The 15,790-nt window shown below is 50.5% G+C and carries 13 protein-coding genes, 1 tRNA gene and 1 riboswitch; of the genes, 5 read left to right on the top strand and 9 right to left on the bottom strand.

The window, feature by feature from the left end; translation table 11 throughout:
• Positions 1 to 32: 32 nt before the first annotated feature.
• The 7 genes from QBE55_07865 to QBE55_07835 form a co-directional block, all read right to left on the bottom strand.
• A complete protein-coding gene (locus QBE55_07865) occupies positions 33 to 2,267 on the bottom strand; it encodes an ATP-dependent RecD-like DNA helicase (protein WZL77492.1) in 2,235 nt (744 codons plus the stop codon).
• Between the two features lie 110 nt (positions 2,268 to 2,377).
• Entirely contained in the window at positions 2,378 to 2,734 is a 357-nt protein-coding gene (locus QBE55_07860; GenBank protein WZL77491.1) for a hypothetical protein, read from the bottom strand.
• Between the two features lie 83 nt (positions 2,735 to 2,817).
• On the bottom strand, positions 2,818 to 4,023 hold the full coding sequence (metK, locus tag QBE55_07855) for a methionine adenosyltransferase (protein WZL77490.1): 1,206 nt from the start codon (positions 4,021 to 4,023) through the stop codon (positions 2,818 to 2,820).
• A 248-nt stretch (positions 4,024 to 4,271) separates the two neighbouring features.
• Positions 4,272 to 4,380, bottom strand: a riboswitch (SAM riboswitch).
• A 76-nt stretch (positions 4,381 to 4,456) separates the two neighbouring features.
• Positions 4,457 to 5,242 (bottom strand): ABC-2 family transporter protein, encoded by a 786-nt coding sequence (locus tag QBE55_07850; GenBank protein ID WZL77489.1) that lies wholly within the window; start codon positions 5,240 to 5,242, stop codon positions 4,457 to 4,459.
• A gap of 4 nt (positions 5,243 to 5,246) precedes the next feature.
• Positions 5,247 to 6,050, bottom strand: coding sequence for an ABC-2 family transporter protein (locus tag QBE55_07845; GenBank protein ID WZL77488.1), 804 nt, complete (start codon positions 6,048 to 6,050; stop codon positions 5,247 to 5,249).
• 13 nt (positions 6,051 to 6,063) lie between these two features.
• Positions 6,064 to 6,852: an ATP-binding cassette domain-containing protein gene (locus tag QBE55_07840; GenBank protein ID WZL77487.1), complete on the bottom strand. Its 789-nt coding sequence runs from the start codon at positions 6,850 to 6,852 to the stop codon at positions 6,064 to 6,066.
• A 143-nt stretch (positions 6,853 to 6,995) separates the two neighbouring features.
• Positions 6,996 to 7,080 (bottom strand) — tRNA-Tyr (locus tag QBE55_07835).
• A 235-nt stretch (positions 7,081 to 7,315) separates the two neighbouring features.
• Here QBE55_07835 and murC point away from each other — a divergent pair.
• From murC to QBE55_07815, 4 genes are all read left to right on the top strand, one after another.
• Positions 7,316 to 8,707, top strand: coding sequence for a UDP-N-acetylmuramate--L-alanine ligase (gene murC, locus QBE55_07830; GenBank protein ID WZL77486.1), 1,392 nt, complete (start codon positions 7,316 to 7,318; stop codon positions 8,705 to 8,707).
• A gap of 72 nt (positions 8,708 to 8,779) precedes the next feature.
• Complete coding sequence (locus QBE55_07825; GenBank protein WZL77485.1) at positions 8,780 to 8,935, top strand: hypothetical protein; 156 nt, start codon at positions 8,780 to 8,782, stop codon at positions 8,933 to 8,935.
• Between the two features lie 114 nt (positions 8,936 to 9,049).
• The gene (locus QBE55_07820; GenBank protein WZL77484.1) at positions 9,050 to 9,184 is read left to right on the top strand and encodes a hypothetical protein; all 135 of its coding nucleotides are present in this window, start codon (positions 9,050 to 9,052) and stop codon (positions 9,182 to 9,184) included.
• Between the two features lie 18 nt (positions 9,185 to 9,202).
• Positions 9,203 to 9,547, top strand: coding sequence for a cell wall hydrolase (locus tag QBE55_07815; GenBank protein ID WZL77483.1), 345 nt, complete (start codon positions 9,203 to 9,205; stop codon positions 9,545 to 9,547).
• 388 nt (positions 9,548 to 9,935) lie between these two features.
• Here QBE55_07815 and QBE55_07810 read toward each other — a convergent pair whose 3' ends face one another.
• Together QBE55_07810 and QBE55_07805 are read right to left on the bottom strand one after the other, a co-directional pair.
• On the bottom strand, positions 9,936 to 11,324 hold the full coding sequence (locus QBE55_07810) for an amidohydrolase (protein ID WZL77482.1): 1,389 nt from the start codon (positions 11,322 to 11,324) through the stop codon (positions 9,936 to 9,938).
• Positions 11,325 to 11,397: 73 nt separating this feature from the next.
• Complete coding sequence (locus tag QBE55_07805; GenBank protein ID WZL77481.1) at positions 11,398 to 12,639, bottom strand: adenosylhomocysteinase; 1,242 nt, start codon at positions 12,637 to 12,639, stop codon at positions 11,398 to 11,400.
• Between the two features lie 502 nt (positions 12,640 to 13,141).
• Here QBE55_07805 and mgtA point away from each other — a divergent pair.
• The gene (gene mgtA, locus QBE55_07800) at positions 13,142 to 15,787 is read left to right on the top strand and encodes a magnesium-translocating P-type ATPase (protein WZL77480.1); all 2,646 of its coding nucleotides are present in this window, start codon (positions 13,142 to 13,144) and stop codon (positions 15,785 to 15,787) included.
• The last annotated feature ends 3 nt before the right edge of the window (positions 15,788 to 15,790 follow it).

Here is a 15,790-nt window from a genome sequence, read left to right as displayed (position 1 = left end):
GTGAAATAAAAATACGACTTAAAATACCATCATCAAAAGGTCGTCATCCCGTATGCCACCTTCAGACGTTCCGCCAGACCGGAGTACCTCCTGGCAATGTGATTGTTTGCCACCATCTGCCCGATGATTTTTTCCTTTCCAACCAGCACAACCATCTTTCTGGCCCGCGTCACTCCGGTGTAAAGAAGGTTGCGGGTCATCAGCATGGGCGGGCCGGATACAAGGGGAATCACAATAATGGGAAATTCACTTCCCTGACTCTTGTGAATGGTAATGGCATAGGCCAGCTCCAGCTCATCCATCTGGGAAAAGTCATACACCACGGTCTTTTCATCATCAAAGAGCACGGTCAGTGTCTGTTCCTCCCCGTCAATATCCTGAACAAAGCCCATATCGCCGTTGAACACGCCCTCCCCTTCCGCAGTGTCTTCTTTCCCCACCGCCGCCGGTTTGGACCAGGAAAGCTGATAATTGTTTCTGATCTGCATAACCTTGTCTCCCTGACGGAATATCGTTTCCCGGTAGCGTTTCTCTTTCCTGAAGGATGCAGGAGGATTCAGTACGCTCTGCAGCTCTGTATTGAGATGATTCACACCGACCATTCCCTTCCGCATGGGCGCCAGGATCTGGATATCCTTCAGCGGATCATAATCCCCATACCCGGGCAGTCTGCGGGTCAGCAAGTCGATCAGGGTCTTCAGGACATCTTCCGCCTTCTCCCTGCGGTCCAGAAAGAAGTCCTTGTTTTTTACATTGAGAATCGGCAGTTCTCCGTGATTGATCCGATGAGCATTCAGAACGATCATGCTTTCCCGCGCCTGGCGAAAGATCTCGGTCAGCTGGACGACACAGACGATTCTGCTCTGGATGATATCCTTCAGAACGTTGCCGGGTCCCACCGAAGGGAGCTGGTCCACATCGCCGACCAGGACCAGGCGGGTCCCCGAACGAAGGGCTTTCAGAAAATGATAAAACAACAGGATATCCACCATGGACATCTCATCAATAATCACTGCATCGGTTTTCAGAGGGTTGTCCTCATTCCGCTGAAAGCGATCCCCTTCCTTATCCCGGGAACCGTATTCCAATAGCCGGTGCAGGGTCCTGGCCTCCCGACCGGTTGCTTCCGTCATTCTCTTTGCCGCCCGGCCGGTGGGAGCAGCCAGTTCCACCGAAAGGCCCTCCTGCCTCAGAAGTTCAATGATGCAGTTGATGGTGGTGGTTTTTCCGGTACCGGGCCCGCCGGTTATGACCACCACTCCGTTTTGCATCGCCTGGACAACCGCTTCCTTCTGCCGGCCGGCCAGGCGGATATCGTGCTTTTTTTCAAAACGGCGGATCTTTTCCTCCATGCCCCGAACCGGGTCGGAGATCTCCTCCGAGGACAAATCCCGAAGCATTTTGGCCGTTCCGGCTTCCGCCTGAAAGAAAGCGGAAAGGTAAACGGCAGTATGGTCCTCCCTTTCTTCCATTACAATCCCTTGGGACAAGGCCAGGGATGTCAGGGCATTGTCTACAAGAGTCTCCTCCACGGACAGAAGCCGACAGGCTTTTTCCATCAGCTCCGTCTTTGGAAGATAGGTATGCCCGTTGGAAGCGGCCCGGGACAGGACATATTTTGTCCCGGCCGTAACACGGTAGGGAGAATGCATATCGATCCCCATGCTCACAGCAATCCGGTCCGCTGTCTTAAAGCCGATCCCCGTCACATCCTCCGCCAGACGATAGGGATTCTCCTGCACCAGATTCATGGTTCTGGCGCCGTATGCCTTGTAGATCTTCATGGCATAGGTCGTGGTAATCCCATAGGACTGCAGAAAAATCATCACTTCACGGATTTCCTTCTGCTCCGAAAAAGAAGAAGCAATCATTTCCGCCCTGGTGCTGCCAATGCCCTCCACCTCTTTCAGTCGTCCGGGATTGAACTGAATGATATCCAGTACATCCAGCCCGAAAGTCTCCACCAGCTTCCGGGCGGTGGAAGGCCCGACTCCCTTGATCAGTCCGGAAGCCAGGTAATTTTCCATGCCCACAAGATTGGAAGGCGCCACACTGCTGTAGGTTTCCATCTTCAGCTGCCGTCCGTACTCCGGATGAGTCGTCCATTCCCCCTCCAGCCGGACCCGTTCCCCCGGATTGATAAAGGGAAAATTTCCAACTGCAGTGACTTCCAGATTGGTGCTCTCTTCCCGCAACTCCACGACGGAAAAACCGTTGTCTTCATTGCGGAAGACAATATCTTCTATAATACCGATTACCTGTTCCATTCTTTTCACCTTGATTTGCCGTTGGGAAAACCCGATAGCCCATGACCGGAGATTCCCCTATTGTCTTCCCAGTGAATATGGTACCGGAAAAGTAAGGAAATTACAAGCTTTTAGAGCAAACTTCGAAGATACCCGGGTAAATCCTCCGGCTTGATCAGTTTGACCACGGAATAATCCCGACACAGGCTTTCCATGATCTTTGGCGTCCTGTCACCGGATCCAAGGTCAATCAATACAATCTGCAGCAGCTTCTCCTCCGTGGAATCCAGTCCGGCGTTCAGAAGTAAACCACGTACCATTCCCTCAATGACTTCTTCCTGATTTTTTGCAGAAATCACCAGGGTATAGACTTTGTTTTTCTTATTCCGGATTCCATCCAGACTGACAAAAATCCGAAACAGAAAATACAGGAATCCAAATATGGCGAAGATCCATAATGGAATCACTATGTACGGTTCTATATACATAAAAGACCCTCCTGTCTTACCGCATACTACCTTTCCATTGGATAATATATGGTATGCAGACAGGAGGATCCCGGTGACTTTGCCTATTTTACGAAGGCCTGTTGTCTTTCAAATGCCTGTTTGCGAAGCGTATCCGCCAGATCCGTTTTCTCCCACGGAAGATCCAGATCCGGGCGCCCAAAATGTCCGTAAGCCGCTATCTGCCGGTAGATCGGTCTTCTCAGGTCCAGACTTTTGATAATGGAAGCCGGACGCAGATCAAAGTTCTTATGGATCAGTTCCACAATCTGCTCCTCCGGTATGCGGTGTGTCCCGAAGGTGTTTACCGTAACGGAAACCGGCTTCGCAACCCCGATGGCATAGGCCAGCTCAATCTCGCACTGATCCGCGATATCCGCCGCCACGATGTTCTTGGCAAGGTAACGCGCCGCATAGGATGCGGAACGATCCACCTTGGTCGGATCCTTTCCGGAAAAAGCGCCGCCACCATGCCGTGCATAGCCGCCGTAAGTATCCACAATGATCTTCCTGCCGGTCAGACCGGAGTCCCCCTGGGGACCACCCACGGCAAAACGTCCGGTGGGATTGACCAGATATTTGGTGTTTTCGTCCAGAAGCTCCGCAGGAAGAACCGGCTTGATGACCCATTCAATGATGTCTTTTTCAATGGTGTCATGATCCACCTTCGGACTGTGCTGTGTGGAAACAACCACGGTATCCACCCGAACGGGCACATCCTCTTCGTATTCCACCGTAACCTGAGCCTTTCCGTCCGGCCGCAGATAATCCAGCTTCCCCTGCTTCCGCACGTCTGCCAGCCGTCTGGTCAGCTTATGTGCCAGGGCAATGGGCATCGGCATCAGCTCCGTAGTTTCCCTGCAGGCATATCCGAACATCATGCCCTGATCCCCGGCGCCGGTTTCCGTCCCGTCCTCCGAACCGCCTGTTTTTGCCTCCAGGGCTTTGTCGACTCCCAGCGCAATATCGGGAGACTGCTCGTGAATGGAAGTAAGGACCGCGCAGGTATCCGCATCAAATCCATACTTTGCCCTGGTATAGCCGATCTCCCGGATGGTATCCCGCGCAATTTTCGGAATATCCACATAGCAGTTCGTGGAGATCTCCCCCATAACCAGAACCATCCCGGTGGTAACTGCCGTCTCACAGGCGACCCTTCCATTGGGGTCCTGTTCCAGAATGGCATCCAGAACCGCGTCGGAAATCTGATCACAGATCTTGTCCGGATGTCCTTCCGTAACGGATTCGGAAGTAAACAGTTTTTTGTTCATAATTATAAACCGCCTTTCTGCGAAAGGCACCGACGAGGTTATGAAACACGGTGGCTTCCGCTCTTTTCGTTATATTAATGCTAGGTGGGCGTTCAGATATTTGTTTCAAGCTTTCTCCTCCCAGCATTTGGGCAATACATGCCCGGTTGATGTGCAAAAAATAAAGATAGCCTCTATCCCTGCCCTTCCCCAAAGGAACGAACGTTCGCATTAAAAAAAACCCATCCGAAAGATGGGTTCCTGTCTTGTCCTCATCTTTCAAGATATAAATATCTTGTGGGAATTGGCACCGGGCTTGAACAATCAAGCGGTTGCCGGGTTTCATCGGGCCCATCCCTCCACCTCTCTGGATAAGGTATCAATATTCTGCTATGCCTGTATTTTATCACAGCAAAAGGATTTGTCAAATAAAATCTAATCAAAAAGCCATCCATCAGCTTCCCGTTGATTTGTAGTGATAAACCCCAAACTTCCAGAGGCACAGGCATGGAATCAGAAACATCGCAGACAATAGGGGGAGAAAAGGATACCACCAGGAACTGTTTTTCTCCAGAATGTAACAGATGGGATAATACTGTATCAAGGCATAGGGAATGACAAAGGTACAAAACTGCAGCACCCGTTTCCCGTAGATGCTGATGGGGTATTTTCCGTATTCCCTGGCGCCGTCGGTCAGTATGTTCATGAATTCCAGCCCCTCTAGCGTAAAGAAACAGATCGCGGCATAAATCAGGAACAGTCCGGAAAACACTGCGGTCCCTCCAATGAGCATAAAAAGTACGGTGAGCACCTTATCCCACGACCACAACACATGACTTTTCATGATTCCATATATAAATAACACAACAGCCTGAAAAAATCTCCCTACTCTGGTGAGCTCGATCCTGCTGCCCAGCACCTGCAGGATTTCATTTCTGGGCCGCACCATGATCCGGTCAAACTCCCCGTTGCCGATGATCCCGGAAAAGGTATCAAATCCCCTGAAAAATGCCTCAGCCAGGGAAAACTCCATCAGGGTGATCGAAAAGCAGAGGAGGACTTCACTGTAGGTAAATCCCTCCACCGCATGAAACCGCTGAAACATAAAGTAGATGCCAAGAAAGACATTGAAAGAGGTGAGAAATTGTCCGATCGTTGTCAGAAGAAAAGAAGTTTTGTACTGCATCGCACTTTTTACCTGTATCAGAAAATACCTTTTATAAAGACGTAAGCCGCACATCCTGTCATCCTCCCTGTAATGTAACTTTTTTGGATGCCCTGTTCATCAGAATCACTCCCGTGCCAACCAGCACCACAAGCCAGAAGGCCTGCAGGGAAAGTGCACGGATTGCCTCGTATCCTGAAATATCCCCGCTGTAGATCCTTAAGGGCACATTCTGCATGGCTGCAAAAGGGAGAATCTCCAGGACTCTCCGCATTCCTTTGGGGAAAAACGGGATCGGAAGGATGGAACCGGACAGGATCTCCAAAGCGGACAATGCCACCATTCGGATTCCTGCTGGAGATATTGTAAAGAACGCCAGACTGTAAATCAGCATGGTAAATGCCACGGAAACGAAGAGGCCGAGCGCCATCCCCGGCAAAAACAGCATACCGGCGGCAGGGGTCGGCGGAAGGGAAATCCCGTAAGGCGAAGGCAAAAACGCGGCGATCAGTAAAATCGGAAAACATCGCAGCACAGTTCTTGACAGGCGATATGCCAGGGATCGGACAAACAGCATCCGGTAAAGACCGATGGGCCTGCACAGTTCATAGGCAATATTTCCATTTTGAATGCTCTCAAAGATTTCATTTTCCATGACCCATCCCATAAAAAGCGCCAGAAAAGCCTGCTGAAGCCATACATATGCACTGGTGGATTCCAGGCTCATCGGAAACGCTGAGGGATCGGCCCGGTAAAAGGCGCAGAACATCAGAATCTCCATGCCGCCCCAAAAAGCCTGTGTGGAAATGCCCGCAAGGGCCGCCGCCCGGTATTGAAGCCCCATGGAAAAACGGAGCCGGAAAAAAGAAACATACTTTTTCATCCCATCTGCTCCCTTATATCCCGTAGTCCCGGTAAAGGTCCGCCATGGCCTGTTCCATATTCCCATGGGATCCCGGAATATCCTCCAGAGTCCCGTCCAGGAGAATCTTCCCCCTGCCAATCAGAATGATTCGTTTCGTCAGTGCTTCGATATCCTGCATATCATGTGTGGTCAGAATCACAGTGGTATGATGAAACTGATTACGTTTCAGAATGAACTTCCGGACAGCCAGCTTCGAAACGGCATCCAAACCGATGGTCGGCTCATCCAGAAACAATATTTTCGGATTATGCAGAAGGGATGCCGCAATTTCACACCGCATCCGCTGCCCCAGCGACAACTGCCTTACAGGCGTTTTCAAAAGTTCCGACAGATTCAACAGATCCGTAAGCTCTTCCAGATTTTCCTGATAGACGGCTTCCGGAACTTCATAAATATCCCTCAGAAGCTCATAGGAATCCAACACCGGAACATCCCACCACAGCTGCGTGCGCTGCCCGAAGACCACTCCGATCTCCCGTACATGGGAAATACGGTCCTGCCATGGAACCCGGCCATTGATGATGCAGCTTCCGCTGTCCGGAACAAGGATTCCACTCAGGATCTTGATTGTGGAGGATTTCCCGGCGCCGTTTGGCCCGATATATCCGACCATCTCCCCTTCCTGAATGGAAAAGGAGACGTCGTCCAGCGCCCTGATCTCTGCATAATCTTTACGAAACAGTGAATGAAGTGCCTGCCCGAAACCGGCACCACGTCTGGCAACACGAAATGTTTTACATAGATGCTGCACTTCAATCATGATTTTGGTCCTCCCCAAAAACCTGTTCCAACACAGTACGAAACGTCTGAATTTTTCATTCCACAGAAAGCAGAAAATAAAAATGGAAAACGGAAAATAAAAAGCCGGCTGCTCATTCAACCGACTTATATCAATAACCAATATGGTGGAGGAGGGTGGATTCGAACCACCGAAAGCTTAGCTAACAGATTTACAGTCTGCCCCCTTTAGCCACTCGGGAACTCCTCCATGTCGTCCGCCCTTCCTGCTTACCTGCAGCAGGGCCAACCTCGTGACAATATGTAATTATAACGGAAGCCCGTCACAAAGTCAACCCAAAAATAAATTTTTTTGGATCCCCCGTTGATAAAAAGCGAGATTCGTGGATATAATAGGTATTATGAATCTTAGGTGAAGTATCGCCATTTTATTATGCCGTGGGAACCGCATCCAACGGCATGGAAATACATGAGGAGTGGTTGAAATGGAAGATTACCATGTCAGGGAATTTTTAGGAAAACATATACATTTTATCGGCATTGGCGGAATCAGCATGAGCGGACTGGCAGAAATACTGCATGAGAAAGGCTGCCATGTGTCCGGATCGGATCTTCGGCTGTCTCCCCTTACCGAGCGCCTTTCCAACAACGGCATTGCTGTTTTCAAGGGCCATGACCGCAAAAATATCGAAGGCGCCGATTTGATTATATATACTGCAGCAATCCATGAAGATAATCCGGAGCTGAAAGAAGCAAAAAAACGGAGCATCCCCTGTATGGACCGGGCAACCCTGTTGGGGCAGATCATGGAAACGTATCCATTTGCCATCGGTGTATCCGGCACCCATGGAAAAACAACAACGACCTCCATGCTGTCCATGATCATGTACCAATCCGGCCTGGATCCCACCATCCTGGTCGGAGGGGAACTGGATGAAATAGGCGGGAATGTACGGGCCGGCCACAGCAAATACTTTATTACCGAGGCCTGCGAATATGTGGACAGTTTCCTGAAATTTCATCCGGATATGGCAATGATTCTGAACATTGACCGGGATCATCTCGATTATTTCAGGGATATCGATCAGATTTACGATTCTTTTGTCAAATATGCCGCACTCGTCCCGAAGACGGGTTATGTCATCGGCTGTGGAGATGATCCCCTGGTGTCCCAATTGATGGATCAGGCAGACTGTCATACCGTTTCCTATGGAATCGATCATCCTGCCGACTGGACCGCAAAGAAGATTTCCTATGATCAGGAGGGCTGTGCACGCTTCGTGGCCGTAAAAAACGGAAAGATATTCGAAACCTTCGGATTGAAAGTGCCTGGCAGGCACAATATCTATAACGCTCTGGCTTCCATTGCCGCAGCAGATGTCATGGACATCCCGGCGGACCGAATCAAAAATGCCCTGTCCCTTTACCATGGTGCCCACAGAAGATTTGAAATCAAGGGAAAAACGGGAAACGGGGCAACCATTGTGGACGATTATGCGCATCATCCCACGGAAATCAAGGCAACGATCCAGGCAGCCCGCAACTATCCGCATAACCGATTGTGGTGCATCTTTCAGCCCCATACCTACACTAGAACGAAAAAGCTCTTCCGGGAGTTTACAGAGGCCTTTCAGGGAGTGGACACCCTGATCCTTGCTGATATCTATGCTGCAAGGGAAAAGGATACCGGCGAGATCAGTTCCCGTATGCTGGCGGAAGCAATCTCCGGAAAAGGCCAGGACTGCACTTATCTTCCTGATTTTCAGGAAATAGAAGATATGATCCGGAAACATGCCCGGCCCGGCGATCTAATCCTTACCATGGGAGCCGGCAATATCAATCAGGTAGGAGACGATCTGAAAAGCAGCGGGAAATGATTTGTCACCGTTTCCAAGGGCATTACATACTATGGAATCGTAAATCAATATCACGGAAATGAGGTGCGGTCCATGGATGATGTGAAAGGATTTGGCAGCGACAACGGAAATGGAATTCTCGGCGGCTTCGGCGGTGGAGGAAGTATCCTTACATTAATTATTATATTGTTTGTAGTTATGCTGTTATTCGGAGGAAAGGGTGGTTTCCGCCCTTATGAAGAGGAGTAGCATTCCTGCAAGCCAAGGGCTGTAAAAAGCCCTTTTTTTAAATTTTGTTTTTAAAATTTTTCCAGCTATATTCCCGCACATTCTGCAAATGATATTTTCAGAGGAGGGATAAATGTGAAAAACGTTATGTCTTTCTGCCTTGCTCTGCTGATATCACTGTTTCCCGGGCTGAGCCTGGCTCAGAACAAAAGCAATGAAGATGCGCAAATTGCTCCATTGGTTGATAAACTATCCCGGGAAACCGGTTGAAAGGCACAGGATATCCTTTTGCTGGCCCGTGTTGTTTCCGGAGAAGCCAGAGGAGAAGACTACATCGGTAAGGTGGCAGTGGCTGCCGTTGTTCTGAACCGCATGAAATCTTCCCGCTTTCCCAATACCCTTAAGGAGGTCATTTATCAAAATCATGCATTTACCTGTATGGAGGACGGTCAGATCCATCTGGAACCGGATCCGGAATCCTGCCATGCTGCCTCCGATGCCATATTGGGAAACGATCCGACCGGAGGGTGTCTGTTTTATATGAATCCCAGAACAGCAACCTCCCGATGGATGGTCAAACGGATATCCGCGGATGCCGCAACGGTGATTGGGAACCATATTTTTGCCCGATAAAGCAAAAAGCCGTATCCATGGATTGGATACGGCTTTTTTTACAGGAATATCAAATGTATTCCTATCTTTCTTCCAAAGCCCTGCTATTTGAAACAGGTTTACAGTGAGTGGAGGAGCTCCATCAGAAGCAATGGCAGAATGGCCACAACGACAAACCCTGCTGACAAAAACGCTGCGGTAATCCCCCGGCCAATATCTGACTTCAAAAACTTTTTCATCGCTGCTTCCTCCCTTTCCGGATCTCTTTTTCGTCTATAACTATGATACCCTATAATTGTTAAAAAAGTTTTACAGAATCTTTGTCAAACCAATAAAACCTTATGACATCGTATTCATAATCATGGAAAAAGAAAAGGGAAAAGGCATCACACCCGGGGAGCCCGCAGCATTACAGCATCCGATGGGCGATTCTTTCCACTTCCCGGTATACCCTGTCAGCATCAATGGTGACCAGATTGCCATCCTTCATTACAATTTGCCCATTAATCATCACGGTATTCACATCTGCAGAATCACCGCTGTATACCAAATGAACCACGGGGTCCTGCCTTGGAAAATAGTGGGGCTTTTTGAAATCAATCAACTGAATATCTGCCTTCTTTCCGGGCTCCAGACTGCCGATCTCCTTTTCCAGCATCAATGCCTTTGCCCCCTGAATGGTTGCCATTTCCATGGCTTTTTGGGCCGGCAGTGCTTTTGCATCTCCGCTGCGGCCCTTGGCAATCAGGGAAGCAAGGGACATTTCCTTCCATATGCTCAGATTGTTGTTGCTGGCGGCGCCGTCTGTCCCCAGCGCCACGGTCATCCCGCGATCTAGGAATTCATCCACCGGCGCAAAGCCGCTTGCCAGTTTCATATTGCTGGAGGGGCAATGAACCACTTTCACCCGGTGCGCATCCAGCAGTTCCATGTCCTCATACGTCAGATGAACGCAATGGGCTGCCGTAACCGGAAGCTCCAGGAGGCCCACATCCCGCAGGAGCTTTACCGGCGTTTTCCCATATTTCCGGACACAGTCCGCCACTTCCTTTTCCGTCTCGCACAGATGAATATGAATTCCAACGTGGTATTTTTCCGCCAGCTGCCGGCAGGTTTTCAGATAATCCGGGGTACAGGTATACACCGCATGCGGCGCAATTGTCATGTGAATCCGCCCCCGGGCATCCTTTTGCCGCTCGTACAGATCCTCCACTTCCCTGTGCCGCCGTTCCGTATCCTGATCCGGCCCGGAAAGACCTCTGCCCAGTACTGCGCGCATCCCACAGTCTGAAACGGCACGTGCGGTCTCGGACATGAAGAGATACATATCGGAAAAGGTTGTCACACCGGCGGATATCATCTCCGCCGCCCCCAGGAGGGACAGCCAGTAAGCATCATCCGGCCGCAGCTGATCCTCAAGGGGCCAGATCCTTTTGGACAGCCATTCCCACAAGGGCAGATTGTCTGCATATCCGCGGAACAGGGTCATGGAAACGTGACAATGGGCATTCACAAAGCCGGGAAGCGCCAGCATCCCCCTGCCATCCAATACCTCCGTATCGCCATTGTCGGTTTCCGTGCTGTCCGCAGCTGCAGCATGGCCTTTTCCCGGACTCTCCGGACTCTCCGGACCATCCGTCCGACGGAGCTCCACACTGCCCGGATTCGAAAGCCGGGGTCCGGCGTACTCAATGGTATCCCCGTTGATTTCAATCACACCATCCGGATAATAAGAATTTTCCTTATCCATGGTCAGGATATCCACGTGTTCGATCCGTTTCTTTGTTTGATCCTTCATTCGATTCCTCCGTTTGCTGTCCTTATTGAACTGCTTCATTCCTCTTTAATCTTTCTGTTCCTTTCCGGAGCAATTAATAAGCATGAAGATATTCTTCCTGTTCCTTCGTCAAATGGTCGATCTCCACCCCCATGGCTGCCAGCTTCATTTTGGCAACCCGGTCGTCAATTTTCTTTGGAACAGAATAAACACGATGGGAAAGGCTGCCCTGATTTTGCAGGAGATAGCGAACACACAATGCCTGAAGGGCAAAGCTCATATCCATGATCTCCGCAGGATGGCCATCCCCTGACGCAAGATTCACCAATCTCCCCTCTGCCAGCAAATTCAGGATCCTTCCGTCCTCCATCGTATAGCCCATAATATTCTGCCGCATGGGCTTCTTCGAAACACACAGCTCCTCCAGTGCAGGCTTCCAGACTTCCACATCAAAATGGCCGGCATTGGCAAGCAATACGCCATTCTTCATCTTCTCAAAATGTTCCCTGCGGATCACCTTTTTGCAGCCGGTTACCGTAATGAAAATATCCCCGACAGAAGCCGCTCTCTCCATGGGCATGACCCGGAAGCCATCCATCACCGCTTCAATGGCCTTAATGGGATCCACTTCCGTAACAATCACATTGGCACCCAGGCCTTTGGCCCGCATGGAAACGCCTCTGCCGCACCAGCCGTACCCTGCCACCACAACTGTTTTGCCCGCCACGATCAGGTTGGTATTCCTCATGATGCCGTCCCATACGGACTGTCCGGTCCCGTAACGATTGTCAAACAAATGCTTGCAGTATGCGTCGTTTACCGACATCATGGGGAAATCCAGCTTTCCCTCCTTTTCCCGTGCCCGAAGGCGCAGTATGCCGGTGGTCGTCTCTTCACAACCGCCTATGACATTCCTTTTTTGGGAGCTGCAGGTGGAATGAAGCAGGTTCACCAGATCCCCGCCGTCATCAATCACGATGTGTGGACAGAAGGCCAGTGCCCGGTTGAGGTGGTCTGCGTATTCCTCAGCTGTTGCGCCATGCCAGGCATAAACCGTCAGGCCTTCCTCTGCCAGCGCCGCCGCAACAGCATCCTGTGTGGACAGGGGATTGCTGCCCGTCACCGCCACATCCGCACCTCCTGCCGCCAGTACCAGCGCCAGATAAGCTGTCTTTGCTTCCAGATGTACGGATATGGTGATCCGCTTGCCCTGAAAGGGCTGTTCCGCCTGAAATTCCTTTTCCAGTGCATTCAGCAGCGGCATATACTGCCTCACCCAGTTGATTCTGGCCCTGCCTTCCGGTGCCAGTTTTCTGTCTCTGATGATGGATCCCATGTAAAATAACCTCCCCTGTATTTTCTCTTGTTTTCAGAATGCTTTCCTCTTAAGCTTTTACAGGAAACCTGCCTGCTTTTTGACTTGTATCCTGTGTTTTATCTTATCACGAAGAGATTCGCTTCACAAGATTCCATGACAGGCATGGAACGGATGGCCCATATTTTGTGCCGGATCACATTTCCTTGACCTCAGGCAAAATATTCTATATAATGGGGGCACAGAGCAATTCATGCTCAATTCAGATTAAAGGGAGTGAAACAATGGACGGCAGTCCTGACGGTTTGTGCAATATCCATGATTTGTGCAATATCTTTTTCAACTTCAATGAAACAGCAAACCGATCCGTCGGTGGAAAATTCAGGCTGTGGTTCATTGCATCTTCATCTATTTGTTGATGGCCACTGGGCCTGTTTATTATGCCGTCTGACCGGACGGCTTTTTTATTGCCGGTATTCTGCTCTCATTGGGGAATTCTACTGAATAGGAAGGAATGATTCCAATGGCTTTCAGAAACAAAAAATCGGTAAGCAGACAGGTTCAAAAAAGCAAACACGATACGGAAGCAAAACTACGGTTCTTATCGCTCCTTTCGCAGGAAGGGCTGCTGGACCATTTCGCTACGGGAAAAGCCGGTCTGACAAGCCAGGAGGCTGAAGAGCGGCTTGATGAGTATGGAGAAAACACAATCACTGCAGGACAGGGAAACACGGTGATGCATCGGCTGAGGGAAGCCGTTCTGACCCCCTTCAACATGATCCTTCTCGTCATTGCCGTTGTCACCTATTTTACGGATGTCGTTGCCTCTTCCAAACCCGATTATGCTACAGTACTGATTATTTTATGCCTGGTGGGCCTGTCCAGCCTGGTGGCCTTTATTCAAAGCCGGCGTTCGGACATTGCCGCAGAAGAACTGCTTTCCATGATCTCCAATCAGGCGGATGTCTGGCGGGACGGAGAGCTGACGGAAATTCCTTTCTCAGAAGTCGTGCCCGGCGATATCATCCGGCTATCTGCCGGAAATATGCTGCCGGCAGACGTCCGCTTTCTGACAACCAAGGATACCTTCGTTGCCCAGGCTTCCCTGACGGGTGAATCCAACCCTGTGGAAAAATTCAGCGCTCCTGAAAAAAATGAGGATGCAGGTCTGACCGATCTCTGCCATATCGGATTCATGGGCACCAATGTGGTGAGCGGCGTTGCCACAGCGATTGCCCTGCGGACCGGCGACGACACGTATGTCGGATCCATGGCAAAGTCCCTCTCCGGAGACCGGGCAAAAACCAGCTTTGAACGGGGCGTCTCTTCAGTCAGCAGCCTTTTGGTCCGCATGATGCTCGTCATGGTCCCCATTGTCTTCCTGATCAATGGTGTGGCAAAAGGGGACTGGGCACAGGCTCTGCTTTTCGCTATCAGCATCGCAGTCGGTCTGACCCCGGAGATGCTGCCCATGATCATGACCTCAACGCTGGCCAGCGGAGCAGTCTCCATGTCCCGGCACAAGGTCATTGTACGGACCCTCGGTGCCATACAGACATTCGGGGAAATGAACATACTCTGCACGGATAAGACAGGTACCCTGACTGAGGACAAAATCATTGTGGAAAAATATATGAATCTTCATGGGGAAGCGGACCCAAGAGTCCTGCGTCATGCCTATCTGAACAGTTATTTTCAGACCGGGCTCAAAAATCTCATTGATCTGGCCGTCATCAAACGGGCAAAGCAGTCTGATCTGGAACCAATCCTGAAAAACTATCAGCGTGTGGACGAAATCCCCTTTGACTTTACCCGCCGCAGAATGAGTGTGGTATTGAAGGATCAGAAAGGAAAGCGTCAGCTGATTACCAAAGGGGCTGTGGAGGAAATCATTGGAATCTCCTCTTTCGTAGAGATCAACGGGCGTGTGCTGCCAATGGACAGGGAAACGCGGCAAGTCGCGCTGGAAACCTACAGGCGGTACAATTCGGAAGGGCTGCGGATGATTGCCGTTGCACAGAAAAATGAGGTGCCGGACAGCGGTACGTTCAGTGTAAAAGATGAAAAGAATCTGGTATTGATCGGCTTTATCGGCTTTCTTGATCCGCCGAAGGAAAGTGCCGGGGCTGCTGTTCAGGCACTTTGGAATCATGGGGTCCGTACGGTGGTCCTGACAGGGGACAGCGAAGGAGTGGCAAGGAAAGTCTGCAGCAAGGTGAACATTAAAACCTCCCGTCTGCTGACCGGACAGGAAGTGGAGAAAATGGACGAGAACCAGCTGCGGGCGGCAACAAAAGACTGCGATCTGTTTGCCAAACTGTCTCCTTCCCAAAAGGAACGGGTGGTAAAAGCTTTTCAGGATACAGGAAATACCGTCGGATATATGGGGGACGGCATCAACGATTCCCTTGCGCTCCGACAGGCGGATGTGGGCATTTCCGTAGACAGTGCCGTGGACATTGCCAAGGAAACAGCCGATATTATTCTGCTGAAAAAGGACCTCATGGTGCTGGAAGAAGGAGTACAGGAAGGCCGCCGTACCTTCGGGAATATCGTCAAGTATATTAAAATGGCCGCCAGCGGCAACTTCGGCAATATGATTTCAGTCATGGCCGCCAGCTTTTTCCTGCCGTTCCTGCCGATGCTCCCGGTTCAGATCCTGACACAAAATCTGCTGTGTGACTTTTCTCAGATGGGGATCCCCTTAGACACGGTGGATCCGGAGTACATTCAAAAGCCGCATAAGTGGGAGACCGGATCCATCAGATCTTTTATGGCATACATGGGCCCCCTGAGCTCCATATTTGATATTCTGTGTTTTGCCATAATCCGTTGGGCATTCGGTGCCAACGGGCCGGTACCGCCCGCCATGTTCCAGTGCGGATGGTTTGTTTACGGAACACTATCCCAGGTATTGGTGATCCATATGATCCGTACGGCAAAGGTTCCCTTCCTGCAGAGCAAGCCATCCCGGTCCCTTTTCTTCTCCACGTTTCTTGTTTCGGTGACAGCCCTGCTGATCAGTTTTACGGACTTTGCCAAAGGGCTGGACATGATGCCCTTGCCGCTCAGGTTTCTTCCCTGGCTGGGACTGATCCTGGTGGGATATCTCTTCAGTGTGATGTTTGTCAAAAAATATTATGTGCGCCGCTATGGGGAATGGATGTAAACC

It is taken from the genome of Eubacteriales bacterium mix99 (genome assembly GCA_038396605.1).
Classification (GTDB): domain Bacteria; phylum Bacillota; class Clostridia; order Caldicoprobacterales; family DTU083; genus UBA4874.
This window is presented reverse-complemented; position numbering and strand designations above follow the sequence as displayed.